Source organism: Enterocloster sp. 210928-DFI.2.20, assembly GCF_020554465.1.
Classification (GTDB): domain Bacteria; phylum Bacillota; class Clostridia; order Lachnospirales; family Lachnospiraceae; genus Enterocloster; species Enterocloster bolteae.
This window is the reverse complement of the sequence record NZ_JAJCHK010000009.1, coordinates 1-23,826: the sequence shown is the minus strand read 5'-3', so window position 1 is coordinate 23,826 and position 23,826 is coordinate 1. Positions and strand designations below refer to the sequence as shown.

At 51.1% G+C, this 23,826-nt stretch carries 19 protein-coding genes; 15 read left to right on the top strand and 4 right to left on the bottom strand.

Annotated elements, in window-relative coordinates; all coding sequences use genetic code 11:
* Nucleotides 1-93 precede the first annotated feature (93 nt).
* The 4 genes from fsa to LI015_RS10220 all read right to left on the bottom strand — a co-directional run bounded on the left by fsa (nt 94) and on the right by LI015_RS10220 (nt 3,874).
* Nucleotides 94-747, bottom strand: coding sequence for a fructose-6-phosphate aldolase (fsa, locus tag LI015_RS10235; protein ID WP_002569030.1), 654 nt, complete (start codon nt 745-747; stop codon nt 94-96).
* A gap of 226 nt (nt 748-973) precedes the next feature.
* Entirely contained in the window at nt 974-1,723 is a 750-nt protein-coding gene (locus LI015_RS10230) for a DeoR/GlpR family DNA-binding transcription regulator (RefSeq protein WP_227124896.1), read from the bottom strand.
* Between the two features lies 1 nt (nt 1,724).
* On the bottom strand, nt 1,725-2,573 hold the full coding sequence (locus LI015_RS10225) for an alpha/beta hydrolase (RefSeq protein ID WP_227124895.1): 849 nt from the start codon (nt 2,571-2,573) through the stop codon (nt 1,725-1,727).
* Between the two features lie 170 nt (nt 2,574-2,743).
* Nucleotides 2,744-3,874 carry a glycoside hydrolase family 88/105 protein gene (locus LI015_RS10220; protein WP_227124894.1) on the bottom strand — a complete coding sequence of 377 codons (1,131 nt, stop codon included), beginning with the start codon at nt 3,872-3,874 and terminating at the stop codon, nt 2,744-2,746.
* Nucleotides 3,875-4,315: 441 nt separating this feature from the next.
* Here LI015_RS10220 and LI015_RS10215 point away from each other — a divergent pair, with 441 nt between their 5' ends.
* From LI015_RS10215 to aspS, 15 genes are all read left to right on the top strand, one after another.
* Nucleotides 4,316-5,671: an ABC transporter substrate-binding protein gene (locus LI015_RS10215; protein ID WP_227124893.1), complete on the top strand. Its 1,356-nt coding sequence runs from the start codon at nt 4,316-4,318 to the stop codon at nt 5,669-5,671.
* A gap of 52 nt (nt 5,672-5,723) precedes the next feature.
* The gene (locus LI015_RS10210; RefSeq protein ID WP_002572981.1) at nt 5,724-6,020 is read left to right on the top strand and encodes a hypothetical protein; all 297 of its coding nucleotides are present in this window, start codon (nt 5,724-5,726) and stop codon (nt 6,018-6,020) included.
* A gap of 19 nt (nt 6,021-6,039) precedes the next feature.
* Nucleotides 6,040-6,933, top strand: coding sequence for a carbohydrate ABC transporter permease (locus LI015_RS10205; RefSeq protein ID WP_002569024.1), 894 nt, complete (start codon nt 6,040-6,042; stop codon nt 6,931-6,933).
* A 6-nt stretch (nt 6,934-6,939) separates the two neighbouring features.
* Nucleotides 6,940-7,791 (top strand): carbohydrate ABC transporter permease, encoded by an 852-nt coding sequence (locus LI015_RS10200; protein ID WP_002569023.1) that lies wholly within the window; start codon nt 6,940-6,942, stop codon nt 7,789-7,791.
* 114 nt (nt 7,792-7,905) lie between these two features.
* Nucleotides 7,906-9,474 carry a glycoside hydrolase family 28 protein gene (locus tag LI015_RS10195; protein ID WP_002569022.1) on the top strand — a complete coding sequence of 523 codons (1,569 nt, stop codon included), beginning with the start codon at nt 7,906-7,908 and terminating at the stop codon, nt 9,472-9,474.
* An 89-nt stretch (nt 9,475-9,563) separates the two neighbouring features.
* Nucleotides 9,564-10,574, top strand: coding sequence for a LacI family DNA-binding transcriptional regulator (locus LI015_RS10190; RefSeq protein WP_024725967.1), 1,011 nt, complete (start codon nt 9,564-9,566; stop codon nt 10,572-10,574).
* Entirely contained in the window at nt 10,571-11,095 is a 525-nt protein-coding gene (locus tag LI015_RS10185; protein WP_002569020.1) for an adenine phosphoribosyltransferase, read from the top strand. Before LI015_RS10190 ends, LI015_RS10185 begins: the two co-directional genes overlap by 4 nt.
* 190 nt (nt 11,096-11,285) lie before the next feature.
* On the top strand, nt 11,286-12,758 hold the full coding sequence (locus LI015_RS10180; protein WP_002569019.1) for an extracellular solute-binding protein: 1,473 nt from the start codon (nt 11,286-11,288) through the stop codon (nt 12,756-12,758).
* 40 nt (nt 12,759-12,798) lie between these two features.
* Nucleotides 12,799-14,757, top strand: coding sequence for a sensor domain-containing diguanylate cyclase (locus tag LI015_RS10175; protein WP_118019031.1), 1,959 nt, complete (start codon nt 12,799-12,801; stop codon nt 14,755-14,757).
* Nucleotides 14,758-14,876: 119 nt separating this feature from the next.
* Nucleotides 14,877-17,162 (top strand): RelA/SpoT family protein, encoded by a 2,286-nt coding sequence (locus tag LI015_RS10170; protein ID WP_002569017.1) that lies wholly within the window; start codon nt 14,877-14,879, stop codon nt 17,160-17,162.
* Between the two features lie 21 nt (nt 17,163-17,183).
* Nucleotides 17,184-17,870 carry an MBL fold metallo-hydrolase gene (locus LI015_RS10165; RefSeq protein WP_227124892.1) on the top strand — a complete coding sequence of 229 codons (687 nt, stop codon included), beginning with the start codon at nt 17,184-17,186 and terminating at the stop codon, nt 17,868-17,870.
* Between the two features lie 31 nt (nt 17,871-17,901).
* Nucleotides 17,902-19,452 (top strand): coproporphyrinogen dehydrogenase HemZ, encoded by a 1,551-nt coding sequence (gene hemZ, locus LI015_RS10160; RefSeq protein WP_227124890.1) that lies wholly within the window; start codon nt 17,902-17,904, stop codon nt 19,450-19,452.
* 138 nt (nt 19,453-19,590) lie between these two features.
* Nucleotides 19,591-20,544 (top strand): uroporphyrinogen decarboxylase family protein, encoded by a 954-nt coding sequence (locus LI015_RS10155; RefSeq protein WP_227124889.1) that lies wholly within the window; start codon nt 19,591-19,593, stop codon nt 20,542-20,544.
* A 96-nt stretch (nt 20,545-20,640) separates the two neighbouring features.
* A complete protein-coding gene (hisS, locus tag LI015_RS10150) occupies nt 20,641-21,906 on the top strand; it encodes a histidine--tRNA ligase (protein ID WP_227124887.1) in 1,266 nt (421 codons plus the stop codon).
* Between the two features lie 22 nt (nt 21,907-21,928).
* Entirely contained in the window at nt 21,929-23,719 is a 1,791-nt protein-coding gene (aspS, locus tag LI015_RS10145; protein ID WP_002569012.1) for an aspartate--tRNA ligase, read from the top strand.
* Nucleotides 23,720-23,826 lie beyond the last annotated feature (107 nt).

The following is a 23,826-nucleotide window of genomic DNA, read 5'->3' as shown; positions in this document are numbered from 1 at the left end:
CTTCATTACTATGGGTATGCCGTCAATCCCGGCATGCCATTTTTTAGATATACGATATTAACAATGCTGATATGGTAACATCACATCGGTTCCTTATTCCCCAAACACAGCTTTATAATCAGCCTGGAATTTGGCAATGCCCTGGTCGGTGAGCGGATGCTTTGTCATCTGCTCCAGTACCTTGTAAGGAACGGTTGCAATATCGGCGCCGGCCTTGGCGCAGTCGATTACGTGAATCGGGTTGCGTACGCTGGCAGCAATGATTTCAGTCTCAATGTTGTGCATCTGGAAAATCTCGGTGATGTCGTAAATCAGGTCAATACCCGGCATGGAGATGTCATCCAGGCGTCCAAGGAATGGGGATACGTAGGATGCGCCTGCCCGTGCGGCTAAGAGAGCCTGTGCGGATGTGAATACCAGGGTAACGTTGGTCTTGATACCTTCTGCGTGAAGCACCTTAACTGCCTTTAATCCTTCTACTGTCATAGGAATTTTAACTACCATGTTGGGATGGATGGCTGCAATCTCACGGCCTTCCTTAATCATGCCCTCTGCGTCAACGGTGGTAGCCTTAACCTCGCCGCTGATAGGTCCGTCCACGATGTCGGTGATTTCCTTGATGACTTCGGCAAAGTTCCTTCCCTCTTTTGCAATCAGGGACGGATTGGTGGTAACGCCGCAGATAACACCCATATCATTCGCTTTTTTGATATCCTCAACATTCGCTGTGTCCACAAAAAATTTCATAGTAAATACCCTCCTAAAATGTGTGGGACAGGCTCGCCTGCCCGCTTCCTTTTTATCTCTAAGTGTATTATAGCGCATATACATGCTGTGTCAAGCAAATTATTGCAAAAAAGTGCGTTAATATGCGATTTTTATTAGAATGCACACGAAAAGCTGCCGGAGTATAAATGAAATACCGCAAAAGTACCGCAAAAAATCGCAATGGGTGATATGAAATGCCTGCTGGCTATAAAAAGTCCAGTCCTTTGTTCCGGTAGTCCACAGCCATCTCGCCGGATACGCCGTTGTCCGTGATTAATGTGGTAAACGCCTCTATGCCGCACACATGATATCTGGATACAGTATTCAGCTTTATGGGATTTACCAGGGCAATGACCCTTCGGGAGGACTGAATCAGCTGTCTCTTTATGCTGACCTCATCCGGGTAGGGGATGGTCATGCCGTATTCAGGATGGATGGCATATACGCCCATAAAGCAAAGATCCGGGTGGTAGAGCGCTGCCTGGCTGGCCGCGGTTTCGCCCACATTGGTCATGGATTCCTTTAACAGCCGTCCTCCCAGGACGATTACATCCACCTGGTCCTTCATGGAACAGGCGTGGGCAATGGAATAGCTGTTGGTCAGCACGGTCAGCTTATGACCGTTTGGAATGTTCTTGGCAAACTGAAGGTTCGTGCTGCTGCCGTCAATGGCCACCAGCTGGTCCTTCTCCAGAAAGTCCAGTGCCTTCAGCGCCAGGCGCTGCTTTAATTCCACATCCGTTGTCTCGCGGTCAAAAAAATTGATGACCGGGCGCTCCATGGGAATGGCTCCGCCGAACACACGCTTGACCTGCCCCTTCTGGTCCAGATCCAGCAGATCGCGGCGGATGGTATCCTCGGATACATTCAGCTCCACTGCCAGTCTGCTGACCACTACCTTGCCGGAGGAGTGAAGCTTATTTAAGATTAATGCCTGCCGTTCTTCTTTTAACATATCATTCCCTGTCCTTTTCTTTTATCCATTCTTTTACCAGTTCCATCCAGCCCTGACAGTGAGGCACAAGGCAGTCTCCGGTGCTGTCGGAAACCTCCTCCGTAGCCAGGGACAGTCCGTGGCGTCCGCTGGGATAAATATGCATTTCCAGGCTTACGCCGGCCTTTTTCAGGGCCTGGGCCAGCAGCAGAGAGTTTTCTGCAGGCACGGACTGGTCGGTCCAGGTGTGCCACAGGAAGGTTCTGGGTGTGTGCGGTCCTGCCTGAAGTTCCAGGGAAACCAGTTCCCTGAGTCTGGGATCGCCGGCCTTGCCTCCCAAAAGCTGTTCAAAGGAGCGTTTATGCCCAAATTCGCCGGAGGTGATAACCGGATAGCATAGAATCATTCCCTTTGGCTGTATGTCCTCGGGGGCCATATTCAGGGGACCGTAGAGGAAGTCCCGGTTCCACATCATGCCCAGGCAGGCGGCTAAATGGCCTCCTGCAGAAAAACCGCATACCATAATCCGTTCTGTATCAATATTCCATTCACAGGCATGGCTTTTCACAAGCGCCACGGCTTTGGCCAGTTCCATAAGGGCCACGGGAAAGGTTTCCGGGGCAACGCTGTAGTGCAGGGAAAAGACCTGGCATCCAGCTGCCAGAAATTCCATGGCCACAGGCTGGTCTTCCCTGGGGGACACAAAGCCGTATCCGCCTCCCGGGCAAAGGACCACGGCCGGGCGGAGAAGCTCCGGCTTATGGGGCAGGCGATCCAACAGATAAGCAGTCAGGTCCGCCGGATTTCCGGATTCCCTTGCATGTCCGCATTCCTGGTCCGTAACCATAATATTAAAGTGTTTTATATTCATGTTCTCGCCTTTCCGGAAACAAGAGGGGGAAATGTGCAAAAAAGCTGTTTCCAGTATTATTATACTGAAAACAGCGTATGGGTTCAATCATTTTTGCCGCCTGTTTTGTGCAGCTGCTTTGCACCGCTGCTTTTTGCTGCGGTACTATGCCTCTGCTCTATACTGCTGCTTTATGACTGGCAGCGGAACATGGTTTCGATGTAAGCCAGGATAAGGGGGGCGATTCCCTTTGCTTCGTTTTCAACCACCGGCTCTCTCATATAATATTCAAAAGTGCCCTCCCGCATGTCCGTGTTGCCCAGCCCGGCAACCAGGCAGATGCCGCCCAGCTGGAGACTGCCGTCTTTTTCGGAGAGGTATGTGCTGCATATGCCGTCAAATGCCTTTTGGCCGTATTTAAAATATTCCTCGGGAAGGTAATGGAGCCGTACGCTTTTCATGATGGCATAGGCAAATATGGCGGAACCGGATTCCTCCAGGTAGTTGGGAGCAATTCCGCCCCGGTTCACCACCTGGTACCACATGCCGGTGGCCTGGTCCTGGTAGGGAAGCATGGCATCAATCAGTTCCTTATAGATGGCGTTCAGCCGCGCCTTCTGGCAGGCCATGGATTCGGGCATGACTTCCATGGTGTCAATCAGCGCCATGGCATACCAGCCCATAGCCCTGAGCCAGAAGTTCTCCGACAGTCCGGTCACCTTGTCGCACCAGAACATCTGGCGTGAGTCATCGTAAGCATGGTAGTAGAGCCCGTTGAGGGGATCTCTCATCCGCCCGTATACCTGAAGGAACTGCTGGTACGAATCTTCGCAGTTTTTACATCCGTTATACTCTGCCTCGTACTGCATATAGAAAGGCTGGGCCATGTACAGCCCATCCAGCCATATCTGGTGGGGATAAATTTTCTTATGCCAGAAGTTTCCTGTGGATGTGCGGGGCTGTTCCTTCAACTGGCTGTATACAGTATCCATAGCTCTTCTGTATTTTTCTTTTCCGGTCAGCTTGTAAAGATCGAACAGGGTTTTGCCGGCATTTACATGATCCAGGTTATACTCCTTTGGGTCATAGGACTCAATGGAGCCGTCCTCTCTCACAAAGCGGCCGGTGAAGGCGTCCGCAAAGTCCAGGTACCGGTGGTTTCTGGTTATAAGGAAGAGTTCGATGATGGCCTTAATCATGCAGCCGTCAATATAGTTCCAGGTGGATTTTGAACCCTCCCGGATTTTTTCGATGTTCCATACGGGGGATTCAGGGGTGCTCTGTTCAATCAGCTGGTCGATGTAACGGTCCAGTATTTTCATAATCTTAACTCTCCTTTATACATATATGTACACGAAGCCTGATGTAAGGCGTCCTTGTAAAAAATGGAAATGTAAACGTTTGCAGACAAAACAGCAGTAATTTAGCTCAATTAAATCCGGGATATAACTATAAATTGAGTGTATTATGTCTTTGAAATCCTTAAAATCCATTTTTTAAATCTTGAATTCATCTTAACATAAAAAAAGCAGAAAAAGAATTGGGTATATTAAACAAAAAAATATTAAAAAACTATACGAATCAGACAATTGACATACGATATAAATAGTGCTACTATGGAAACACAAAGAAAAACGATGCATGTTTGCTTAAAATGAACTAAATGTAATTACTTACAAATGGCAGATATGCATAATTTTTAAAATAATGATGCAAACCTTTGCAAACATACATGCGAAGGCGATGAAAAGAGAGGGAGAGAAATGATGAAGAAAAACCTGAAAAAAGCAGTGTCCCTGGCCCTGGCATCTGTAATGGCATTTTCACTGACAGCCTGCTCAGGCGGCAGCGGCAGCGGGACCACCACGGCAGCGCAGGCAGGCGGCAAGGAAGCCGGGAGCAGCACCGGGGACGTGACCATCAAGTTCTGCTGGTGGGGCGGTGACTCCAGACATGAGGCAACTGAGAAGGCGGTGGACGCATTTATGGCAAAGTACCCTGATATTAAGGTGGAATGCGAGTACGGCGCCTGGACCGGATGGGAAGAGAAGCAGTCTCTTGCCATTCAGGGAGGCAATGCGGCCGACGTCATGCAGATTAACTGGAACTGGATTACATCCTACAGCGGCAACGGGACTAACTTTGCAAATCTGGAGGATTACAGCGATGTCCTGGACCTGACCCAGTTTTCCCAGGACAGCCTGGACCAGTGCAAGGCAGACGGCAAGCTGATGGCGGTTCCGGTTGCCCTGACAGGACGTCTGTTCTACTGGAATAAGACTACCTTTGATGAGGTTGGATGTGAGATTCCTACGGATGAAGCTTCCCTTCTGGAGGCGGGGGCCAAGTTTAAGGCTTACAATGAAGATTATTACCCTCTGGCTATGATGGAATACGACAGGGCCATCTTCCTGGTATACTATCTGGAGAGTGTATACGGCAAACCGTGGGTTGAGAACGGTGAACTTCAGTACACAGCCCAGGAGATTCAGGCAGGCATGGACTTCATGACAAAGCTGGAGGAGGCCCATGTGATTCCTACCATTGCCACGCTTCAGGGTGATATGGCCGATTCCTTAGATAAGAACGCAAAAGTAATCGACGGCAAATACGCTGGCGTATTTGAGTGGGACTCCGCAGTTTCCAAGGTCCAGAAGGCAATCGCGGAGAGTACCACAAAGCCGGGCCAGGAGCTGGTTATCGGGGACTTCCTTAAATTTGGTGATTACGACGGCGGCTTTACCAAGATTTCCATGGCGCTGGCAGTATCCGCAAATTCAGCGCATCCAAAGGAAGCAGCCATGCTGGTTAATTACTTATTAAATGATGATGAGGCAATTGAAATCTGCGGCACTGAGCGCGGCATTCCATGCTCCGCAGAGGGCGTAAAGATTCTGGAGGAAAAGGGAATCGGTGATAAGCTGGTTATGGAGGCCAATGCAAAGGTTCTGGCCTACTCCAAATTCCCTCTGGACCCCATGTTTGAGCATAATGACCTGAAGGCCAATCCGGACGGTGTATATTATAAGGTATTTGGAAAGCTGAGCGCAGGCGACATCACCTCCGCCGAAGCAGCAGAGGATTTGATGAAGGGTATTGACGACTGCTATAATTTCTGATTTTCAGATGGGATTCAGGACAGTTATTAGTTTTTAGATGGCAGGAAATAGAATGGATGTTAGGAAAGCAGTAAAGCACAGGGAAAATTACGACAGCATTGTTACATATTTTAAGACTTTGAAAACGCCTGGCATGGACCAGATGGTCCTGCTGATAGATACCATAGACCAAATGTCCCCGGAAATATACGAGCATTACAGGGCGCTTCAGGACATATTCCGCATGAGATTAAAGGAAATGCTGGCAGGAGGGAATCCGGGCCCGCAGGAGCAGCTTGCATACATGATCCAAAAGGGGTGCAGCACAGGTACGCTGCTCAGGGAGAAGTATGAGCGCTATTTAGATTAACAGGTTTGGAGGTAACCGTATGAAAAAAAAGAAAGGATTCTGGGCGTTGAATATCGGCCTGCTTTACATTCTGCCATGGCTGGTTGGATTTCTTCTGTTCAAGGTATATCCATTTGCATCTTCGCTGTACTACAGCTTTACCAACTATGATTTGTTCAACGGAATAACAAAGACCGGACTTCTGAACTACGAGAAGATATTTACGGATGAGGATATCATCAGGGCATTTGTGGTGACATTCAAATACGCAATATTTGACGTGCCCTTAAAGCTGGCGTTTGCCCTCTTTATCGCATATATTCTCAACTTCAAGCTGAAGGGCGTGAACTTTTTCAGGACAGCATATTATATCCCGTCCATCCTGGGCGGTTCCATCGCCATTGCCATTCTCTGGAGGGCTGTGTTCAATACGGACGGACTGATTAACACGGTAATCACGTTCTTTGGAGGACCGAAGATTAACTGGATGGCCGGCGCTAACAGCGCATTGTTTGTGATTGTGCTTTTACGCGTCTGGCAGTTTGGTTCCGCCATGGTCATTTTCCTGGCAGCCTTAAAGGGCGTGTCAGAAGATTTGTATGAGGCTGCCTCCATTGACGGCGCAGGCAAGTGGACCCAGTTTTTTAAGATTACAGTACCCCTTATCACACCGGTTATTTTCTATAACCTGATTACACAGCTCTGCCAGGCATTCCAGGAGTTCAATGCCCCGTTCCTGGTGACAAAGGGCGGGCCAAACGGCGCAACCACCCTGATTTCCATGCTGATTTACAACAATGCGTTCCTGCGCCATAAGATGGGAATGGCCAGCGCGCAAGCCTGGATCCTGTTCCTGATTGTCATGACGCTGACCGCGGTGGCGTTCATCAGCCAGAAAAAATGGGTATATTATTCAGACGAGGAAGGGAGGTAGGAACATATGACAAGAGAGACAAAACGGAAAGTCAGCACGGCAATCCGCTACACCCTGCTGATTCTGGTGGGATTTATCATGGTATACCCTCTTATCTGGATGGTTGGGGCCACATTTAAGACCAATTCCGAGATATTTACCAGTGCATGGTTCCTGCCTAAAAACCCTGTGTTCGACGGGTACAGCAATGCCTTTAAAAGCTATGGAGGCAAGATATCCCTGATTACCTCCCTGATTAATACGTATAAAATTGTGATTCCCAAGGTGATTTTCACCGTGGTGTCCGCCACTATCGCTGCCTATGGGTTCGGGCGGTTTGACTTTAAGGGAAAGAAGATTTTCTTTGCGCTGCTGATGTCCACCCTGTTTCTTCCCCAGGTGGTTCTCAATGCGCCCCAGTACATTATGTTTAACAAGTGGAAATGGGTGAACACATACCTTCCTCTGATCGTACCCTCCCTGTTTGCAGCAGATACCTACTTTGTATTCATGCTGATCCAGTTCCTCAGGGGAGTGCCCAAGGAGCTGGAGGAAGCTGCCAAGATTGACGGCTGCAATACATTAAAAACGCTGTGGTACGTAATTGTCCCCATGCTGAAGCCGTCTCTGGTGTCCTGCGCCCTGTTTCAGTTCATGTGGACCAACAACGATTTTCAGGGCCCGTTGATTTATATTGCTGATATGCAGAAATATACGAACTCCGTATACCTGCGCATGTCCATGGACGGAGATGTTGGCTTCCAGTGGAACCGTATCCTGGCCATGTCCCTGATTTCCATTGTACCGTCGCTGATTGTGTTCTTCTGTGCACAGGATTCTTTCATTGATGGTATTGCGGCAGGCGGCGTTAAGGGTTAAAATAGAAAACGGCCAGGGTTGGCCTGGATGGAAATGGGGGCTCTCCTGGGAGGGGCCCCATTCCTGGTTTGACAGCAGCTACAGAGAGACAGAACAGAAAAGAGGTATAAGGCAATGGATTTAAAGGTGATTTATAAAAACGCGCGCTGCGCCGTACTGGAGATAGAGGACGGCGGTACATATGAGACCAGCCGGATGTACCGCCTCTATCTGAACGGGAAGTTTATCCGGGAAACGGGAAATGCTGTCACAAGCATTTATGATCTGAAACCTGATACCAGCTATCAGGTGGAGGCCAGAAGCGGGGAGGGACTTGTGCTTAAGTCCTCCTTTACCACGGACAGCGAATTCGTCACATTGGATGTGCGCGATTTCGGGGCAAAGGGGGACGGGATTCAGGATGACACTCTGTTTATCCAGGCTGCCATTATGGCCTGCCCTGAAAAGAGCCGGGTCCTGATTCCGGCCGGGACCTACCGCATTGTCTCCCTGTTTTTAAAGGATGATGTGAACATTGAGCTGGCTGAGGGGGCGGTGCTGTCCGCGTATACGGACCGGACCCGTTTTCCTGTGTTCCAGGGAATGATCCAGAGCTATGACGAGCAGGGCGAATACAATCTGGGCACATGGGAGGGCAATCCTCTTCCCATGTTTACCGGCATCATAAACGGCGTGAACGTGAAAGGCGCTGTTATCTATGGGCAGGGAACCATAGACGGGAACGCGGGAGACAGTGAGGGAAACTGGTGGCATGAGCCCAAGGTAATACACACGGCCTGCCGCCCCAGGATGATTTTCCTGGAGCGGTGCCGGCAGGTGACGGTTCAGGGAATCACGGTGAGGAACAGCCCCAGCTGGAATATCCATCCCTATTTCTCCGACCACCTAAGGTTCTTTGACCTTAAGGTGCTGAATCCCAAGGATTCGCCAAATACCGACGGACTGGACCCGGAATCCTGTCAGGATGTGGAGATTGCCGGTGTCTATTTCTCACTGGGAGATGACTGTATTGCCGTAAAGTCGGGAAAAATCTATATGGGCTCCACCTATAAACGGCCGTCAAAAGACATATCCATCCGCAGATGCTGTATGAGGGACGGCCATGGCTCTGTTACCATCGGAAGTGAGATGGCGGGCGGGGTAAAAAACCTGACCGTTAAGGACTGCATGTTCCTGCACACGGACAGGGGACTGCGCATCAAGACGCGCAGGGGCCGGGGAAAGGATGCCGTGGTGGACGGGATTGTCTTTGAACACATCCGCATGGACCATGTGATGACTCCTTTTGTTATCAACTGTTTCTATTTCTGTGATCCGGACGGCCACAGCGAATATGTGCGTACAAAGGAGGCGCTTCTGGTGGATGAAAGAACACCTTTGATTAAGAGCCTGTGCTTTAAGGATATAGAGGCAGAAAACTGCCATGTGGCGGCTGCCTACATGTATGGTCTTCCGGAACAGCGGATTGAACGGGTGGAGATGGATCATGTCCGTGTCACCTATGCGGCGTCTGCCAGGGAAGGACAGCCCGCCATGATGGATGGCTGCAGCTCCCATATATGCCGCATGGGAATCTACGCCAACCAGATTGAGGAGCTGATTCTTACGGATGTAAAGGTGGAGGGACAGGATGGTCCGGCCATCATCACGGAAAATATCGGCCGTGTCTGCGGAAGCATTTGACAGAAGCCGGAAAACGAGTTAGATTGTATTCGTACGCCCGAACGGGAATGATGCAAATGCTTATAGGGGACAGCAAAGAGGGGGATATTATGGCAGTGACGATAAAGGATATCGCGAAAAGGGCGGGGGTTTCCTATTCCACGGTATCCAGGGCCTTAAACGGCATAGGGGCTGAGAATACGGAGAGCAGGAAGAACATACTGCGCCTGGCTCAGGAGATGGGGTATGTGCCCAACCAGGCAGCCATCAACCTGAAAAAATCCAGATCCTATGTAATTGGGCTGTACTTCTCTACCATCAGTAAGATGACATCGCCGTTTGTGCTCCACGACGTGCTGACAGGGGTTTACAGTGTTGCGGGAAGCAAGTATAATGTAGTGGTTAAAGGTATTGATATGCATGAGCCCGGGACACTGAATCCCAGCTATTTTGACGGAATCATCGTATTGTCCCAGCGAAGCGAGGACATGGAGTTTATGAACGAAGTCCTGGACAAAAAGATTCCCATGTCAGTCATCTGCCGTGCCGTGGACGTGGACGCGCCCAATGTGACCACGGATGAGGCCCTTGCCATGGAACGGGCCATGGACTATCTGCTGGAGAACGGACACCGGAACATCGGCATCATAGAAGGAAATCCGGGGCTGGATTCCAGCCGGCTGCGCCGCAGGGGATGGAGGACGTCCATGACCAGCCACGGACTGGATCCGGATGCCCTTCCTGTTATCAGCGGCAATTACCGGTATGCCAGCGGATACACCGCGGCAAAACAGCTTCTCACCTTCCGGCCCACGGCCCTGCTGTGTTTTAACGATGAGATGGCTTTTGGCGCCAGGACAGCCATTGTGGAGGCCGGCCTTAAGGTGCCGGATGATGTTTCCCTTGTGGGTTTTGACAACTGGGATATGTCAGGCTATTCGGACATGCATTTGACCACAGTGGAGCGCAACATGGGGGAGATTGCCAGGGAGGGAGCCAGGGTGCTGCTTCGGCGCCTGGACGAGGGAATCGTGGACAACCGGAGGATTTACCTGAACAATAAGCTGATAATCAGGGATACGGTTAAGAATCTGAATGTGGAAGAGAGGAAACCATCATGAAAAAGTTAGAAGAGTATGTAAGAAGCATACCGGATTTTCCGGAGCCTGGAATCATATTCCGGGATGTGACCAGCATCCTGCAGGACGCAGACGGGCTTCACATGGCAGTGGACAGCCTGATTGACATGGTCAAGGACCTGGATTACGACCTGGTAATAGGCCCCGAATCAAGGGGATTCATCTTTGGAGTGCCGGTGGCCTATGCGCAGCACAAGGGATTTGTGCCTGTGCGCAAAAAGGGAAAGCTTCCCTGTGAGACCATTTCCATGGAATATGACCTGGAGTACGGACAGGCAACCATTGAAATGCACAAGGACGCCATCCGTCCGGGCCAGAAGGTAATCATTGTGGACGACCTGATCGCCACAGGAGGAACCACTGAGGCAATTGTCAAGCTGATTGAGCAGCTGGGCGGACAGGTGGTAAAGATATGCTTTGTCATGGAGCTGGCAGGACTGAAGGGACGGGAGCATCTGAAGGGATATGATGTGGATTCCGCGATTATTTATGAAGGCAAGTAGGAAAATGAAATAGATTTGGTTACAGAAAGGGCCCATTAGATTGAAAAATGGGCCTTTTTGTTATATCTGTGCATCAAACGAACTCCAAAATTCATCTGATATTTCCTTGAACAAACCCCTTCCCCGTAGTACAATATTAATAATTATCTAAACAGACCAATAAATTTCAGAAAGACAGAGGATTACGGGCATGAGAAGATTACGGATGGCGTCAATAACGGCTCTTTGCATCGGAGCGGCAGTCTTGGCGGGCGGCTGTGCCGGGGAAAACAAAAAAGCTGAAATCCCCCAGGCGGAGGAATCTTCTGCCCTGACAGAGGAAAATGACAGCGACACTGCCATGACCATAGAGTTCTGGCACTATTATAATGATGCCCAGAAGCAGCATTTGGACCAGCTTGTAAAGGAGTACAATGGTACGCTGGGCCTGGAACGCGGCGTGGCCGTGGAGGCTTACAGCCAGGGCTCTATCGCCGACCTGACCAATAAGATAGACTTGGTGCTCAACGGCACCACCAATGATGTGGAGATGGCAAATATTGTGCTTGCCTACAGGGACATGGTGGTCAACACGGTAAAGCTGCATCCCGACAGACTGGTGGAGCTGGGCAGTGTGGTGCCGGAGGCAGATCTGGCACAGTATAATCAGGCATACCTTAACGAGGGTTATATCGACGGAAAGCTTTACATACTGCCGGTGGCAAAATCCACGGAGCTTCTTCTCATGAACCAGACCAGGCTGGATGAATTTTTGGACGCCAATCCCCAATACCGGGAGGAGAACATGGAGTCGTGGGAAGGGCTGGAACGGATGGCTGAGGGATATTTTGAGTGGACGGACAGCATGACTCCCGGTACGGACGGGGATGGGAGACCTTTCATTGGAGTAGATAACCTGGCCAACTATTTTGTGGCTATGAATCATGCTATGGGTTCGGACATCTACCATTACGATGAGAGCGGCACCATGGTGCCGGATTTGGATAAGGGTATTATCGAAAGGTTGTTCCTGAATTATTATGAGCCTTTTACAAAGGGGTATTACGGGGCAAAGGGCCGTTACCGTAGTGATGATGTAAAGCAGTCCTATCTGGCAGGCTGCATCGGATCCAGCAGCAGCGTCCTGTATTTTCCGGAAGAAGTGGCTGATTCCCAGGGAAATATGGTACCGGTTACAACAGGTGTCTACCAATACCCGGTGATGGAGGGGACCACCCCGACGGCAATCCAGCAGGGGGCCGGAGTGGCGGTGTTTAACCGCAGTGATGAGGAAAACAGGGCTGCCCTGGATTTCATACACTGGCTGACCATTGACAAAGGCTTTGAACTTGCCACCTCCATGTCCTATATGCCTGTGGACAATAACGGCATGACAGAGGAGCAGGAACAGCAGATTGATGACGCCAGGGTGCTAAAAGGGATTGAGACCGGACTTAAGCAGAGCAATTCATACCAGATGGTGTATGGGTTTGACTTTGAGAACTCATATGATGTCAGGACAGGGGTGGACGCGTGCTTTAGCGAGGCGCTGAGCCAGGGACGTATGGAGTTTGAGGAGTATCTGGCCAGGGGGATGTCCATGGATGAGGCGGCAGCTTCCATGGACTACGGCAGTAAGGCAGAGGCGTTTTATGAACAGGTAAAGACCATTTTTGAAGAATAGTGTCTGACAGTGCCTCTGTCTGGGGAATGGAGGATATCCCATGAAGAAACGTTTGCTGAGCAACAGGGTGAGGAACGCCATATTAATGGCCATCCTGCTGCAGAGCGTTATATTTGGCTTTGGACTGATGGTGACCGGAACCTTCTCGGGAACAGCCAACCGCCCTTATAAGGTGATGGAATCCCAGGTAGCGGAAAAGGACTCACTTATATCAGGATATATGAATAACTCCCTTCTCATCGCCAATACCATGGAGAAAGAGCTGGCAAAGATAAAGGATGACAGGAAGATACATGACAGACTGATTGACAATTTAAACCACGCATCATCGGTGGACGGCGTCTTTTATCTGGATTTGGACCAGAAGGAGGCTGTTATATACCGGGACGGGGAGCCGCAGATATTTTCGTCTGCCTATGGTGATATCTACTGTGTGGTGGGAAGCTCTAAGAGCGAATATCCCATTGCCCTCTCCAAGGATTGGAGTCCCAAGCTGACGCCGCAGGAATGGGCAAAGGCGGAACTGTTTTGGACAGAAAGGACAAAGGGGGGAAAATGGTTCTTTGATGATAACCGTCTGTATTATGTCATAAGCCAGGAGGTCTATGGAAGCCGCCGGATGATGGGGTTCCAAATCAGCGGGGAAGTGCTGGACTCGTATCTGGGCCTGGATAATCCTCCGTACAAGGGAATGCAGGTACTTCTCATGACGGATGAAAAGATTCTTTACAGCCGGGATAAGGCGTTCATAGGAACGGATTATGACTACAGGGAAGATGGCGGCAGGATTTCATTAACGTATAATGGAGCTTCCTACGACGGTGTGCGCAGCATCCTGCAGGTTTATGGACATATGGAAGGCGGTTCCGTGTATGTGGGGGCGGTGTGCTACCACTCAGAGCTGGCAGAACTGTCCAGGTCCACCATTGTTATGGTGGCGGGGGTCTATCTGCTGTCCATCGTAATTGCCATCATTTTTTCGTATATAGCCATCTGGATGGTATTAAAACCAATTAAAAAGCTGCAGGAGGACATTACCTGCCAGAACCCGGAGGAGGTTCATTTTAGGGAAAGCGGAATAGAAGAGATAGACCGCATCCACCAGGCCCTTAACGATATGGCCGCAAAGCTGGAGCAGAGCTATTCCAGGTATTCCTTTACCCTGGAATCAGCCGGGGAAAAGGTGGGCAGCTTTGAGTATCAGGAAGGCGGCTCACGGGTCAAACTGAGCTCATCCATCCTGCAGCTGCTGGATATTGGGTCGGACCGCATGGGTTCCGACGGCTGCCTGGACTACGATGTATGGGAGGATATACTTGGCGGTTTGGAGCGGGTTATGGAACTGGAGGACGGATTTTCCTACACGGACAGGGCCTGCAATACCAGGGCCGTTTCCATACGCCAGAGACATGAGGAACACGGCGTGTTCGGCATTGTTATCGACAAGACTGACGCATATATGGAGATACTGCGTCTCAGGAATATATCCCAGCATGACCAGCTTACCGGCCTGTACAATGCGTCCTACCTTAAAAAGGAGGGGCAGAAAATACTGGACGGAAACAGGAGCCGGGTCAACGCCCTTGTTTTCTGTGATTTGGACAACCTTAAGTTTGTGAATGACAATTATGGCCATGAGATGGGAGACCATTACCTGAAGGCTATGGCGGACCTTCTGACCGGCATTGCTTTTGGGGAACAGTGCATGGCGGTCCGCCTGTCGGGCGATGAGTTTGTATTGTTCTTCTATGGCTACAGTGACAGAAAGACCATAGAGGATAAGGTGAGATCCGGATATGAGGGGCGCAGCTCCATCCAGCTGCCGGACGGCACCAGCCGCAGGATCAATGCGTCTATCGGCCTGGCCTTTGCCCAGAGGGAATCCGAGCGCATGGAGGACCTGATAAACCGGGCGGACAGAGCCATGTACCGGGTGAAGCGCACAGAGAAAAACGGGATTGCCATTTATGACAAAACAGACGAGGCAGGGCCGGTATAGAGCGTGTCTAATGACCGCGTTCCGGCCCGGCCCCGCTTTTTTCCAAGCGCCCCTTGCTTTTTTACATAAAAAAAATTATAATGTATCTTGACTATCCATAGGAAAAGGTGACCGAACATATGGCAAATGAGGGAACAAAAGAAAAACTGGATATCGAATTGGAAGCGCCGGCCGACTTTACCAGCCCTGAAGTGCTGTATCAGGACTTGATTAATACAATCCGCAAATATCATCCTTCAGATGATATTACCATGATTGAAAAGGCTTACAGGATTGCAGATGAGGCCCACAAGGAGCAGAAGCGCAAGTCCGGGGAGCCCTATATCATCCATCCGCTGTGCGTGGCTATTATACTGGCCGATCTGGAGATGGATAAGGAGACCATTGCAGCAGGGCTTCTTCATGATGTGGTAGAGGATACCATTATGACCCTGGAGCAGCTGACCAAGGAGTTCGGCTCTGAGGTTTCCTTCCTGGTGGACGGTGTCACCAAGCTGACACAGTTAAACTGGGATAAGGACAAGGTGGAGATTCAGGCAGACAACCTGCGCAAGATGTTTTTGGCCATGGCAAAGGACATCCGCGTTATTATCATCAAGCTGGCGGACCGTCTTCACAACATGAGGACAGGTCAGTACTGGAAGCCGGAGAAGCAAAAGGAAAAGGCCAGGGAGACCATGGAAATTTATGCCCCCATCGCCGACAGGCTGGGCATTTCCAAGATTAAGATTGAACTGGATGATCTGTCCCTTAAGTTCCTTCAGCCGGATGTATATTACGACCTGGTGGAGAAAGTGGCCCTCCGCAAGGATACAAGGGAGGCCTTTGTCCAGGAAATCGTGGACGAGGTCAAGAGCCACATGGAGGATGCGGGTATTGAGTCCACGGTGGGCGGACGTGTGAAGCATTTCTTCAGTATCTATAAAAAGATGGTGAACCAGAACAAGACTCTGGACCAGATATATGATTTGTTCGCAGTGCGCATCATGGTGGAGACCGTGAAAGACTGCTATGCCGCCCTGGGCGTCATCCATGAGATGTATAAGCCTATTCCGGGCCGTTTCAAAGACTATATAGCCATGCCCAAACAGAATATGTACCAGTCCCTGCACACCACCCTCATAGGGAGCAACGGACAGCCCTTTGAGATACAGATCCGTACCTATGAGATGCACAGGACAGCGGAATACGGTATCGCCGCCCACTGGAAGTATAAGGAGAGCGGAAGCGGACAGGTGGCTGCGGGAAGCGCTGAGGCAAAGCTCAGCTGGCTGCGCCAGATTCTGGAGTGGCAGAGGGATACGGACGATTCCAAGGAGTTCCTGAGCATGGTCAAGGGAGATTTGGATTTGTTCTCCGACAGTGTGTACTGCTTTACACCGTCAGGGGATGTAAAGACTCTTCCAAGCGGTTCCACACCCATTGACTTTGCATATTGTATACACAGCGCCGTGGGCAATAAGATGGTGGGAGCCAGGGTCAACGGCAAGCTGGTGCCCATTGAATATGTGATTCAAAACGGCGACCAGCTGGAAATCATCACTTCCCAGAACTCCAAGGGGCCCAGCCGGGACTGGCTGGGTATTGTGAAGAGCACCCAGGCTAAGAATAAAATTAACCAGTGGTTCAAGAGCCAGATGAAGGAAGACAATATCGTCAGAGGCCGGGACCAGATAGAACGCTACTGTAAGGCCAAGGGCATTAACTGGTCTGATATCGGCAAGCCTGAATTCATGGAAAAGGTCATGAACCGGTATGCCTATAAGGATTGGGATTCCGTTCTGGCATCCATTGGACACGGGGGCCTGAAAGAGGGCCAGGTCATCAACAAGATGATGGAGGAGCGGGAGAAGAAGTTAAAACGGGAGATTACGGATGCGGATGTGCTCAGCGGCATAGCCGACACAGCGGGAAGGGCCGGTGAGGCCAGCGTCCGCAAATCAAAGAGCGGCATCATGGTCAAGGGGATCCATGATCTGGCGGTCCGTTTTTCCAAGTGCTGCAACCCGGTGCCAGGGGATGAAATCGTGGGATTTGTCACCAGGGGCCGCGGGGTTTCCATTCACCGCACGGACTGTGTGAACATCATCAACCTGCCGGAGGATGAACGGAGCAGGATGATTGACGCGGAATGGCAGATGGCGGAGGGCGCCAGCAACAATGAGCAGTATTCCACGGAAATCAAGATATTTGCCAATAACAGGATTGGCATGTTTGCCGATATATCCAAGGTCTTTACGGAGAAGCAGATTGACATTACGTCCATGAACGTAAGGACCAGCAAGCAGGGCAAGGCCACCATTATCATGACATTTGACATTCATGGGACCGATGAGCTGAACCGGCTGACCGATAAGATACGTCAGATAGAAGGCGTCCTGGATATAGAGAGAACAACAGGATAGCTGTGATGAAAGGGGAAGGATATGAGCGATATTAGGATTAAGACATGTGTACTGGGACAGGTGAGTACCAACTGTTACCTGGTTTATGATGATCAGACCAAGGAGGGTGTGGTCATTGACCCGGCTGACAACGCTCCTTATATTCTGAACAAGTGCAGCGAGCTGGGAATCACTCTCATGGCAGTCCTGCTGACCCACGGCCATTTTGATCATATCATGGCTGTGCCGGATGTAATCAGGGCATTCAGGGTAAAACTCTATGCCTATGAGGCAGAGGAGAATATGCTGGCAGATACAAAGCTTAATATGACCGGAGGATTCAGAGGACCCCAGACCAGCCTGCATGCGGATGTGCTTCTTCACGACGGACAGGAGCTGGAGCTCCTGGGAACCAGGTGGAAGGTGCTGTTCACACCGGGACATACCGCAGGCTCCTGCTGCTTCTATCTGCCGGATGAAGGAATTATCTTTGCAGGGGATACCCTGTTCCGCGGTTCCTACGGCAGGACGGACCTGGCTACAGGGAATACCATTCGTATTGTCAGCTCCATTGTGGACGTACTTTTTGCGCTGCCCGATGATACCATGGTGTATACAGGCCACGGAGACCCCACCACCATTGGATTTGAGAAGCAGGGGAATCCTGTGCTTACAGTAAGAGACAATATCCTCCGGGTAAAAGGACCGGATGCCTTCAAGCAGGAATAAAAGAAGGTTTATAATAGAAAGCAGGTTTTGTATGATTGGACTTTTAATACAGGATAACCAGTACGAACAGGACATCAGAGAACTTCTGATGTCCTTTTATCCAGGTGAGGCTTATGTTCATGAGGTAAAGGACGGGGCGGACTTTTACGTGGAGACGCGGCTGGGAGACGGCGCGGTTTCAATCTATATATGGGAAAATGCAGCCGCCACGGAGGACTGCGGCGGAGATAAGACAGGGCCGGAGGGCTGCGGCGGGGGAGCGGCCGGGCCGGAGCCGGGAAAGGAGCAGGCGCCATCATGCCCGGAGGGTTTAAAGGGCTGGATGTTAGGGGATTCCTGCACCCGTCCCTCGGACCTTTCGGATCACTCCGCCACCAAGAATGTCATAAAGAAAATGTTTTACCTCATGCTGGCAGCGCGCACGGGAAAGGAAATGCCCTGGGGTTCCCTGACCGGCATCCGCCCCACCAAGATCGCCCTCACCAGGCTGGAGGAGGGCTGGAAGGAGGAGGATATCCGGTCCTTTATGAAGGAAACCTATCTTGCCAGCGATGAAAAGATAGATTTGAGCATTGAGATTGCGGCCAGGGAGAAAAAGCTTCTGGAACCATTGGATTATGAGCGGGGTTACAGCCTGTATGTGGGGATACCATTCTGCCCCACCACCTGTCTGTATTGTTCCTTCACCTCCTATCCCATCGGGAAATGGAAGGGGCGCACAGGTCTTTACCTGGAAGCGCTGTTTAAGGAACTGGAATATACGGCCCGGAAGATGGAGGGAAGGCCTCTGGACACGGTCTATTTCGGCGGAGGCACTCCCACATCCCTTTCAGCGGAGGATTTAGAAGCTCTCTTAAGCAGGCTTGAGCAGCTCTTTGATCTGAGCCGGGTGCTGGAGTTCACAGTGGAGGCCGGGAGGCCGGACAGCATTACCATGGACAAGCTTAAGGTACTGAGGGACCACGGCATCACCCGTATTTCCATTAATCCCCAGACCATGAACCAGAAGACCCTGGACCTGATTGGCCGCCACCACACCGTGGATATGGTGAAAGATCGGTTTTACATGGCCCGGGAGCTGGGATTTGACAACATCAACATGGATCTGATTATGGGGCTTCCTGAGGAGAATATGGACGATGTGCGGCTCACCCTGGAGGAGGTAAAGGCTCTGGCGCCGGATTCCCTTACCGTCCATTCCCTGGCCATCAAGAGGGCGGCCAGGCTCAACATGTTCAGGGAAGAGTACGGCGGGCTGAAGATTCAGAACACTCCGGAGATGATTGAGCTCAGCGCTGCCTGTGCCCGCCAGATGGGTATGGAGCCCTATTATCTGTACCGCCAGAAGAACATGGCCGGCAATTTTGAGAATGTGGGGTATTCCCTGCCCGGCAAAGCCTGTATCTACAACATCCTTATTATGGAGGAGATGCAGACCATAGCGGCCTGCGGCGCGGGAACCACCACCAAGGTGGTCTTTCCTTCTGAAAACCGCAGGGAACGGTGTGAGAATGTGAAGGAAGTGGAGCAGTATATTAGCAGGATTGACGAGATGATACAGCGCAAGGAGCGCATCCTTTAACCCAGGCCGGGGCCCGCGGTTTATATGGACATATACGGCGCGGAAGCGTAAATGCCGGAGTCATGTAAAAAGAGACATGGTTCCGGCAGATTTTATTATAACGATTGAGTTAATAACCATCTGATAAGGAGAGATATCGTGAAGAAAAGAGAGCGTGTATTTGCGGCAATGAAGCATGAACCGGTGGACAGGATTCCCTGTTACTTTACCACTCATTTTGCCAGGGAGGCAGCCTTTGGGCAGGCAGCGGTGGAAGAACACCTGAAGTTTTTCCGGGAGGTAAATCCGGATATCCAGAAAATCATGAATGAACATCTGGTTCCCAACATGGGATCCATAAAGACGCCGGAGGACTGGAAATGCATCAGGCCCATTACACTTAAGGATAAATTTATGGAGGATGAGATTGAGCTGGTCAAGAGGGTCCTGGACCGGTGCGACAGGGACGCCTTTAATATCGGTACCCTTCACGGCATCGTGGCCTCCACCATCCACCCCATTGAACCGGATTACGGCTATATGCCGGTGCGGCAGCTGCTCTGCAGCCATTTAAGGCAGAATAAGGGCCCGGTGCTTGACGCCATGAAGCGGATTGCGGACGGACTGTGCCAGCTGGCGGGGAAATTTGTGGAACTGGGTCTGGACGGCATCCTCTACGCGGGACTGGGAGGCGAGCGGTTCCTGTTTACGGACCAGGAGTTTGAGGAGTATATCATGCCGTTTGATAAGCAGATTATGAAGGCCTGCCTGGAAGCGGGAGGACATAACATCCTGCACATGTGCAAGACAGATGTGAATTTTGACCGGTACGACAGTTATAAAGGACTTTACAGCATTGCCAATTGGGGCATCTATGAGACGGGAATGAGCCTGGCGGAGGGCAGGAAACGGTTTGCGGACTGCGCCATTATGGGCGGCCTCTCCAACCACAAAGGACCACTGATAGAAGGGACCCCGGATGAGATTCGCCAGGAGGTAAGGCGCGTCATGGCAGAAGCCGGTGAGACAGGCTTTATCCTGGGCACGGACTGCACCATTCCCATGGGAGTGCCTTATGAGCGCATGCGGATTGCGGCAGAGGCCATGAAATAGGGTCCAAATAGGGAAAAATCTATGAAAATGCTTGCAAAATCATAAAAGTTGCTTAAAATAAAGATATTGAACAAAAAACAGGATTGGAGAACGCGTATGGCATTAGCAAAGAAGCCGGTCACCGGCATGAGGGATATCACGCCTGCTGAGATGCAGATTCGTGAGTACGTGATGAATCAAATCAAAGAGACCTATAAAAGCTTTGGATTTACCCAGATAGAGACACCCTGCGTAGAGCATATCGGAAACCTGACCAGCAAACAGGGCGGAGATAATGAGAAACTGATTTTCAAGATACTGAAAAGAGGGGACAAGCTGAACCTGGAAGGGTCAAAGGAAGAGAATGACCTGGTGGACAGCGGCCTGCGCTATGACCTCACCCTCCCCCTTTCCCGCTACTACGCCAATAACGCAGCCAATCTGCCAAGCCCCTTCAAGGCCCTCCAGATGGGCAGCGTGTGGCGTGCGGACCGTCCCCAGAAGGGCCGTTTCCGCCAGTTTGTACAGTGTGACATTGATATCCTGGGAGATGCCACCAGCCTGGCTGAAATTGAGCTGATTCTGGCTACCACCACTGCCCTTGGAAGAATCTGCCCGGACAACGGTTTTACGGTCCGTATCAACGACAGAGGCATCCTGCGTGGCATGGCCCTGTACTGCGGTTTTGCGGAGGAGTCCATGGACCAGGTGTTCATCACCCTGGACAAGATGGATAAGATAGGATATGAGGGTGTGGAGAAGGAGCTTCTGGAATCCGGCCACAGCCCGGAGAGCGTAAGCAGATATCTGGACATGCTTAAGAACGTGACAAAGGATTCAGCCGGTGTAAGGGCCCTGGGACAGATGCTCTCAGAGGTGATGCCTGCCGATGTAAGCGAAGGACTGGCCCACATCATGGACACAGTGACGGAGGTGGCTGAGGCTGATTTCGGCCTGGAGTTCGACCCCACTTTGGTCAGAGGCATGTCATATTATACAGGAACTATTTTCGAGGTCTCCATGGAAGGCTTTGGCGGCTCCGTGGCAGGCGGCGGCCGGTATGATAAGATGATCGGCAAGTTTACGGGCATGGAGACACCGGCCTGCGGATTCTCCATAGGCTTTGAACGCATTGTAACCATTCTTATGGACAATGGATTCACTGTGCCCGGCGCTTCTGACAGGAAGGCGTTTCTCTTTGAGAAGGGCGTGGACAGCGCCAGGCTGGCAGCCGTAATCCGCGAAGCCATGGAAGAGAGAAAGAAGGGTGTGCAGGTTCTGGTTGCCCAGATGAATAAGAACAAGAAGTTCCAGAAGGAACAGCTGGGCAGGGAAGGATATACGGAGTTTAAGGAATTTTATAAGGAAAGCCTGAAGAATTAAGGAAAATAAAGGAGATAAGACAATGGCAGAATCAATGGTTGGGTTAAAGCGTACCCATAGATGTACGGAAGTGACCACTGCCCATATCGGTCAGGAAGTGACCGTCATGGGATGGGTTCAGAAGAGCAGGAACAAGGGCGGCATCATCTTTGTGGATTTGAGGGACCGCTCCGGCATCCTTCAGATTATATTTGAGGAAAATGACTGCGGCGCAGAGAACTTCGCAAAGGCGGAAAAGCTGAGGAGCGAGTTTGTAGTTGCCGTTACAGGACGGGTGGAGGCCCGCTCCGGCGCGGTAAATACCAACCTGGCCACAGGAGCCATTGAGATCAGGGCTAACTCCATGCGCATTCTTTCCGAGTCCGAGACACCTCCTTTCCCCATTGAGGAGAACAGCAAGACAAAGGAAGAGCTGCGCCTGAAGTACCGTTTCCTGGATTTGAGAAGACCGGATCTCCAGAAAAATCTTATGATTAGAAGCCAGGTGGCTACCCTTACCAGGGCATTTCTGGCATCAGAGGGATTCCTTGAAATTGAGACACCTACCCTGATTAAGAGTACGCCTGAGGGGGCCAGGGACTATCTGGTGCCCAGCCGCGTGCATCCCGGTTCCTTCTATGCCCTACCCCAGTCCCCGCAGCTGTTCAAGCAGCTCCTCATGTGTTCCGGTTATGACCGTTACTTCCAGCTGGCCCGCTGCTACCGTGATGAGGACCTGAGGGCAGACCGACAGCCTGAATTCACACAGATTGACATGGAGCTGTCCTTTGTGGATGTGGACGATGTGCTGGATGTAAATGAGCGCCTGTTAAAGAAGCTGTTTAAGGAAATCTGCGGTTTTGATGTGCAGCTGCCCATTCCTCGCATGACCTGGCAGGAGGCCATGGACCGCTTTGGATCTGATAAGCCGGACCTGCGTTTTGGTATGGAGCTTAAGAATGTTTCAGAGGTGGTTAAGGGCTGCGAGTTCGCAGTGTTTAAGGGCGCTCTGGAAAATGGCGGCAGTGTGCGCGGCATCAATGCCCAGGGACAGGGACATATGCCCCGCAAAAAGATAGACGCTCTGGTGGAATATGCCAAGGGCTTTGGCGCCAGGGGTCTTGCCTATGTGGCAATCAGCGAGGACGGCACCGTCAAGTCCTCCTTTGCAAAGTTTATGAAGGAGGAGGAAATGACTGCCCTGATAAGCGCCATGGACGGAAAGCCGGGCGACCTGCTGCTGTTTGCCGCTGACCGGAATAAGGTGGTATTTGATGTCCTGGGAAATCTGCGTCTGGAACTGGCCAGACAGCTGGATTTGCTTAAGAAGGATGACTTTAAGTTCCTGTGGGTGACAGAGTTCCCGCTTCTGGAATATTCAGAGGAGGAGGACCGCTACGTGGCCATGCACCATCCATTCACCATGCCCATGGATGAGGATTTACAGTATATTGATTCTGATCCCGGCCGGGTTCGTGCCAAGGCATATGATATTGTGCTGAACGGCGTGGAGATGGGCGGCGGATCGGTCCGTATCCATCAGGCTGATATCCAGTCCAAGATGTTTGAGGTGCTGGGCTTTACGCCTGAGAGGGCCGGAGAGCAGTTCGGCTTCCTTCTGGAAGCATTTAAGTATGGTGTTCCGCCTCACGCAGGCCTGGCATATGGCCTGGACCGCGTTGTGATGCTGATGGTGGGAGCTGACAGTATCCGCGACGTGATCGCGTTCCCCAAGGTGAAGGATGCTTCCTGTCTGATGACAGAGGCGCCCGGACAGGTGGATGAGAAACAGCTGGAGGAGCTGCATATCGCGGTTGCCGCTGAGGAAGAGTAGTATTATATATAAGATTATCACATGGAGCTGGTCCTATGGGCCGGCTCTGTTTTTTTGGCTCTTTGTCAATAGTTGGGGTGGGATTTGTTAAAATCCCGCCCCAATTC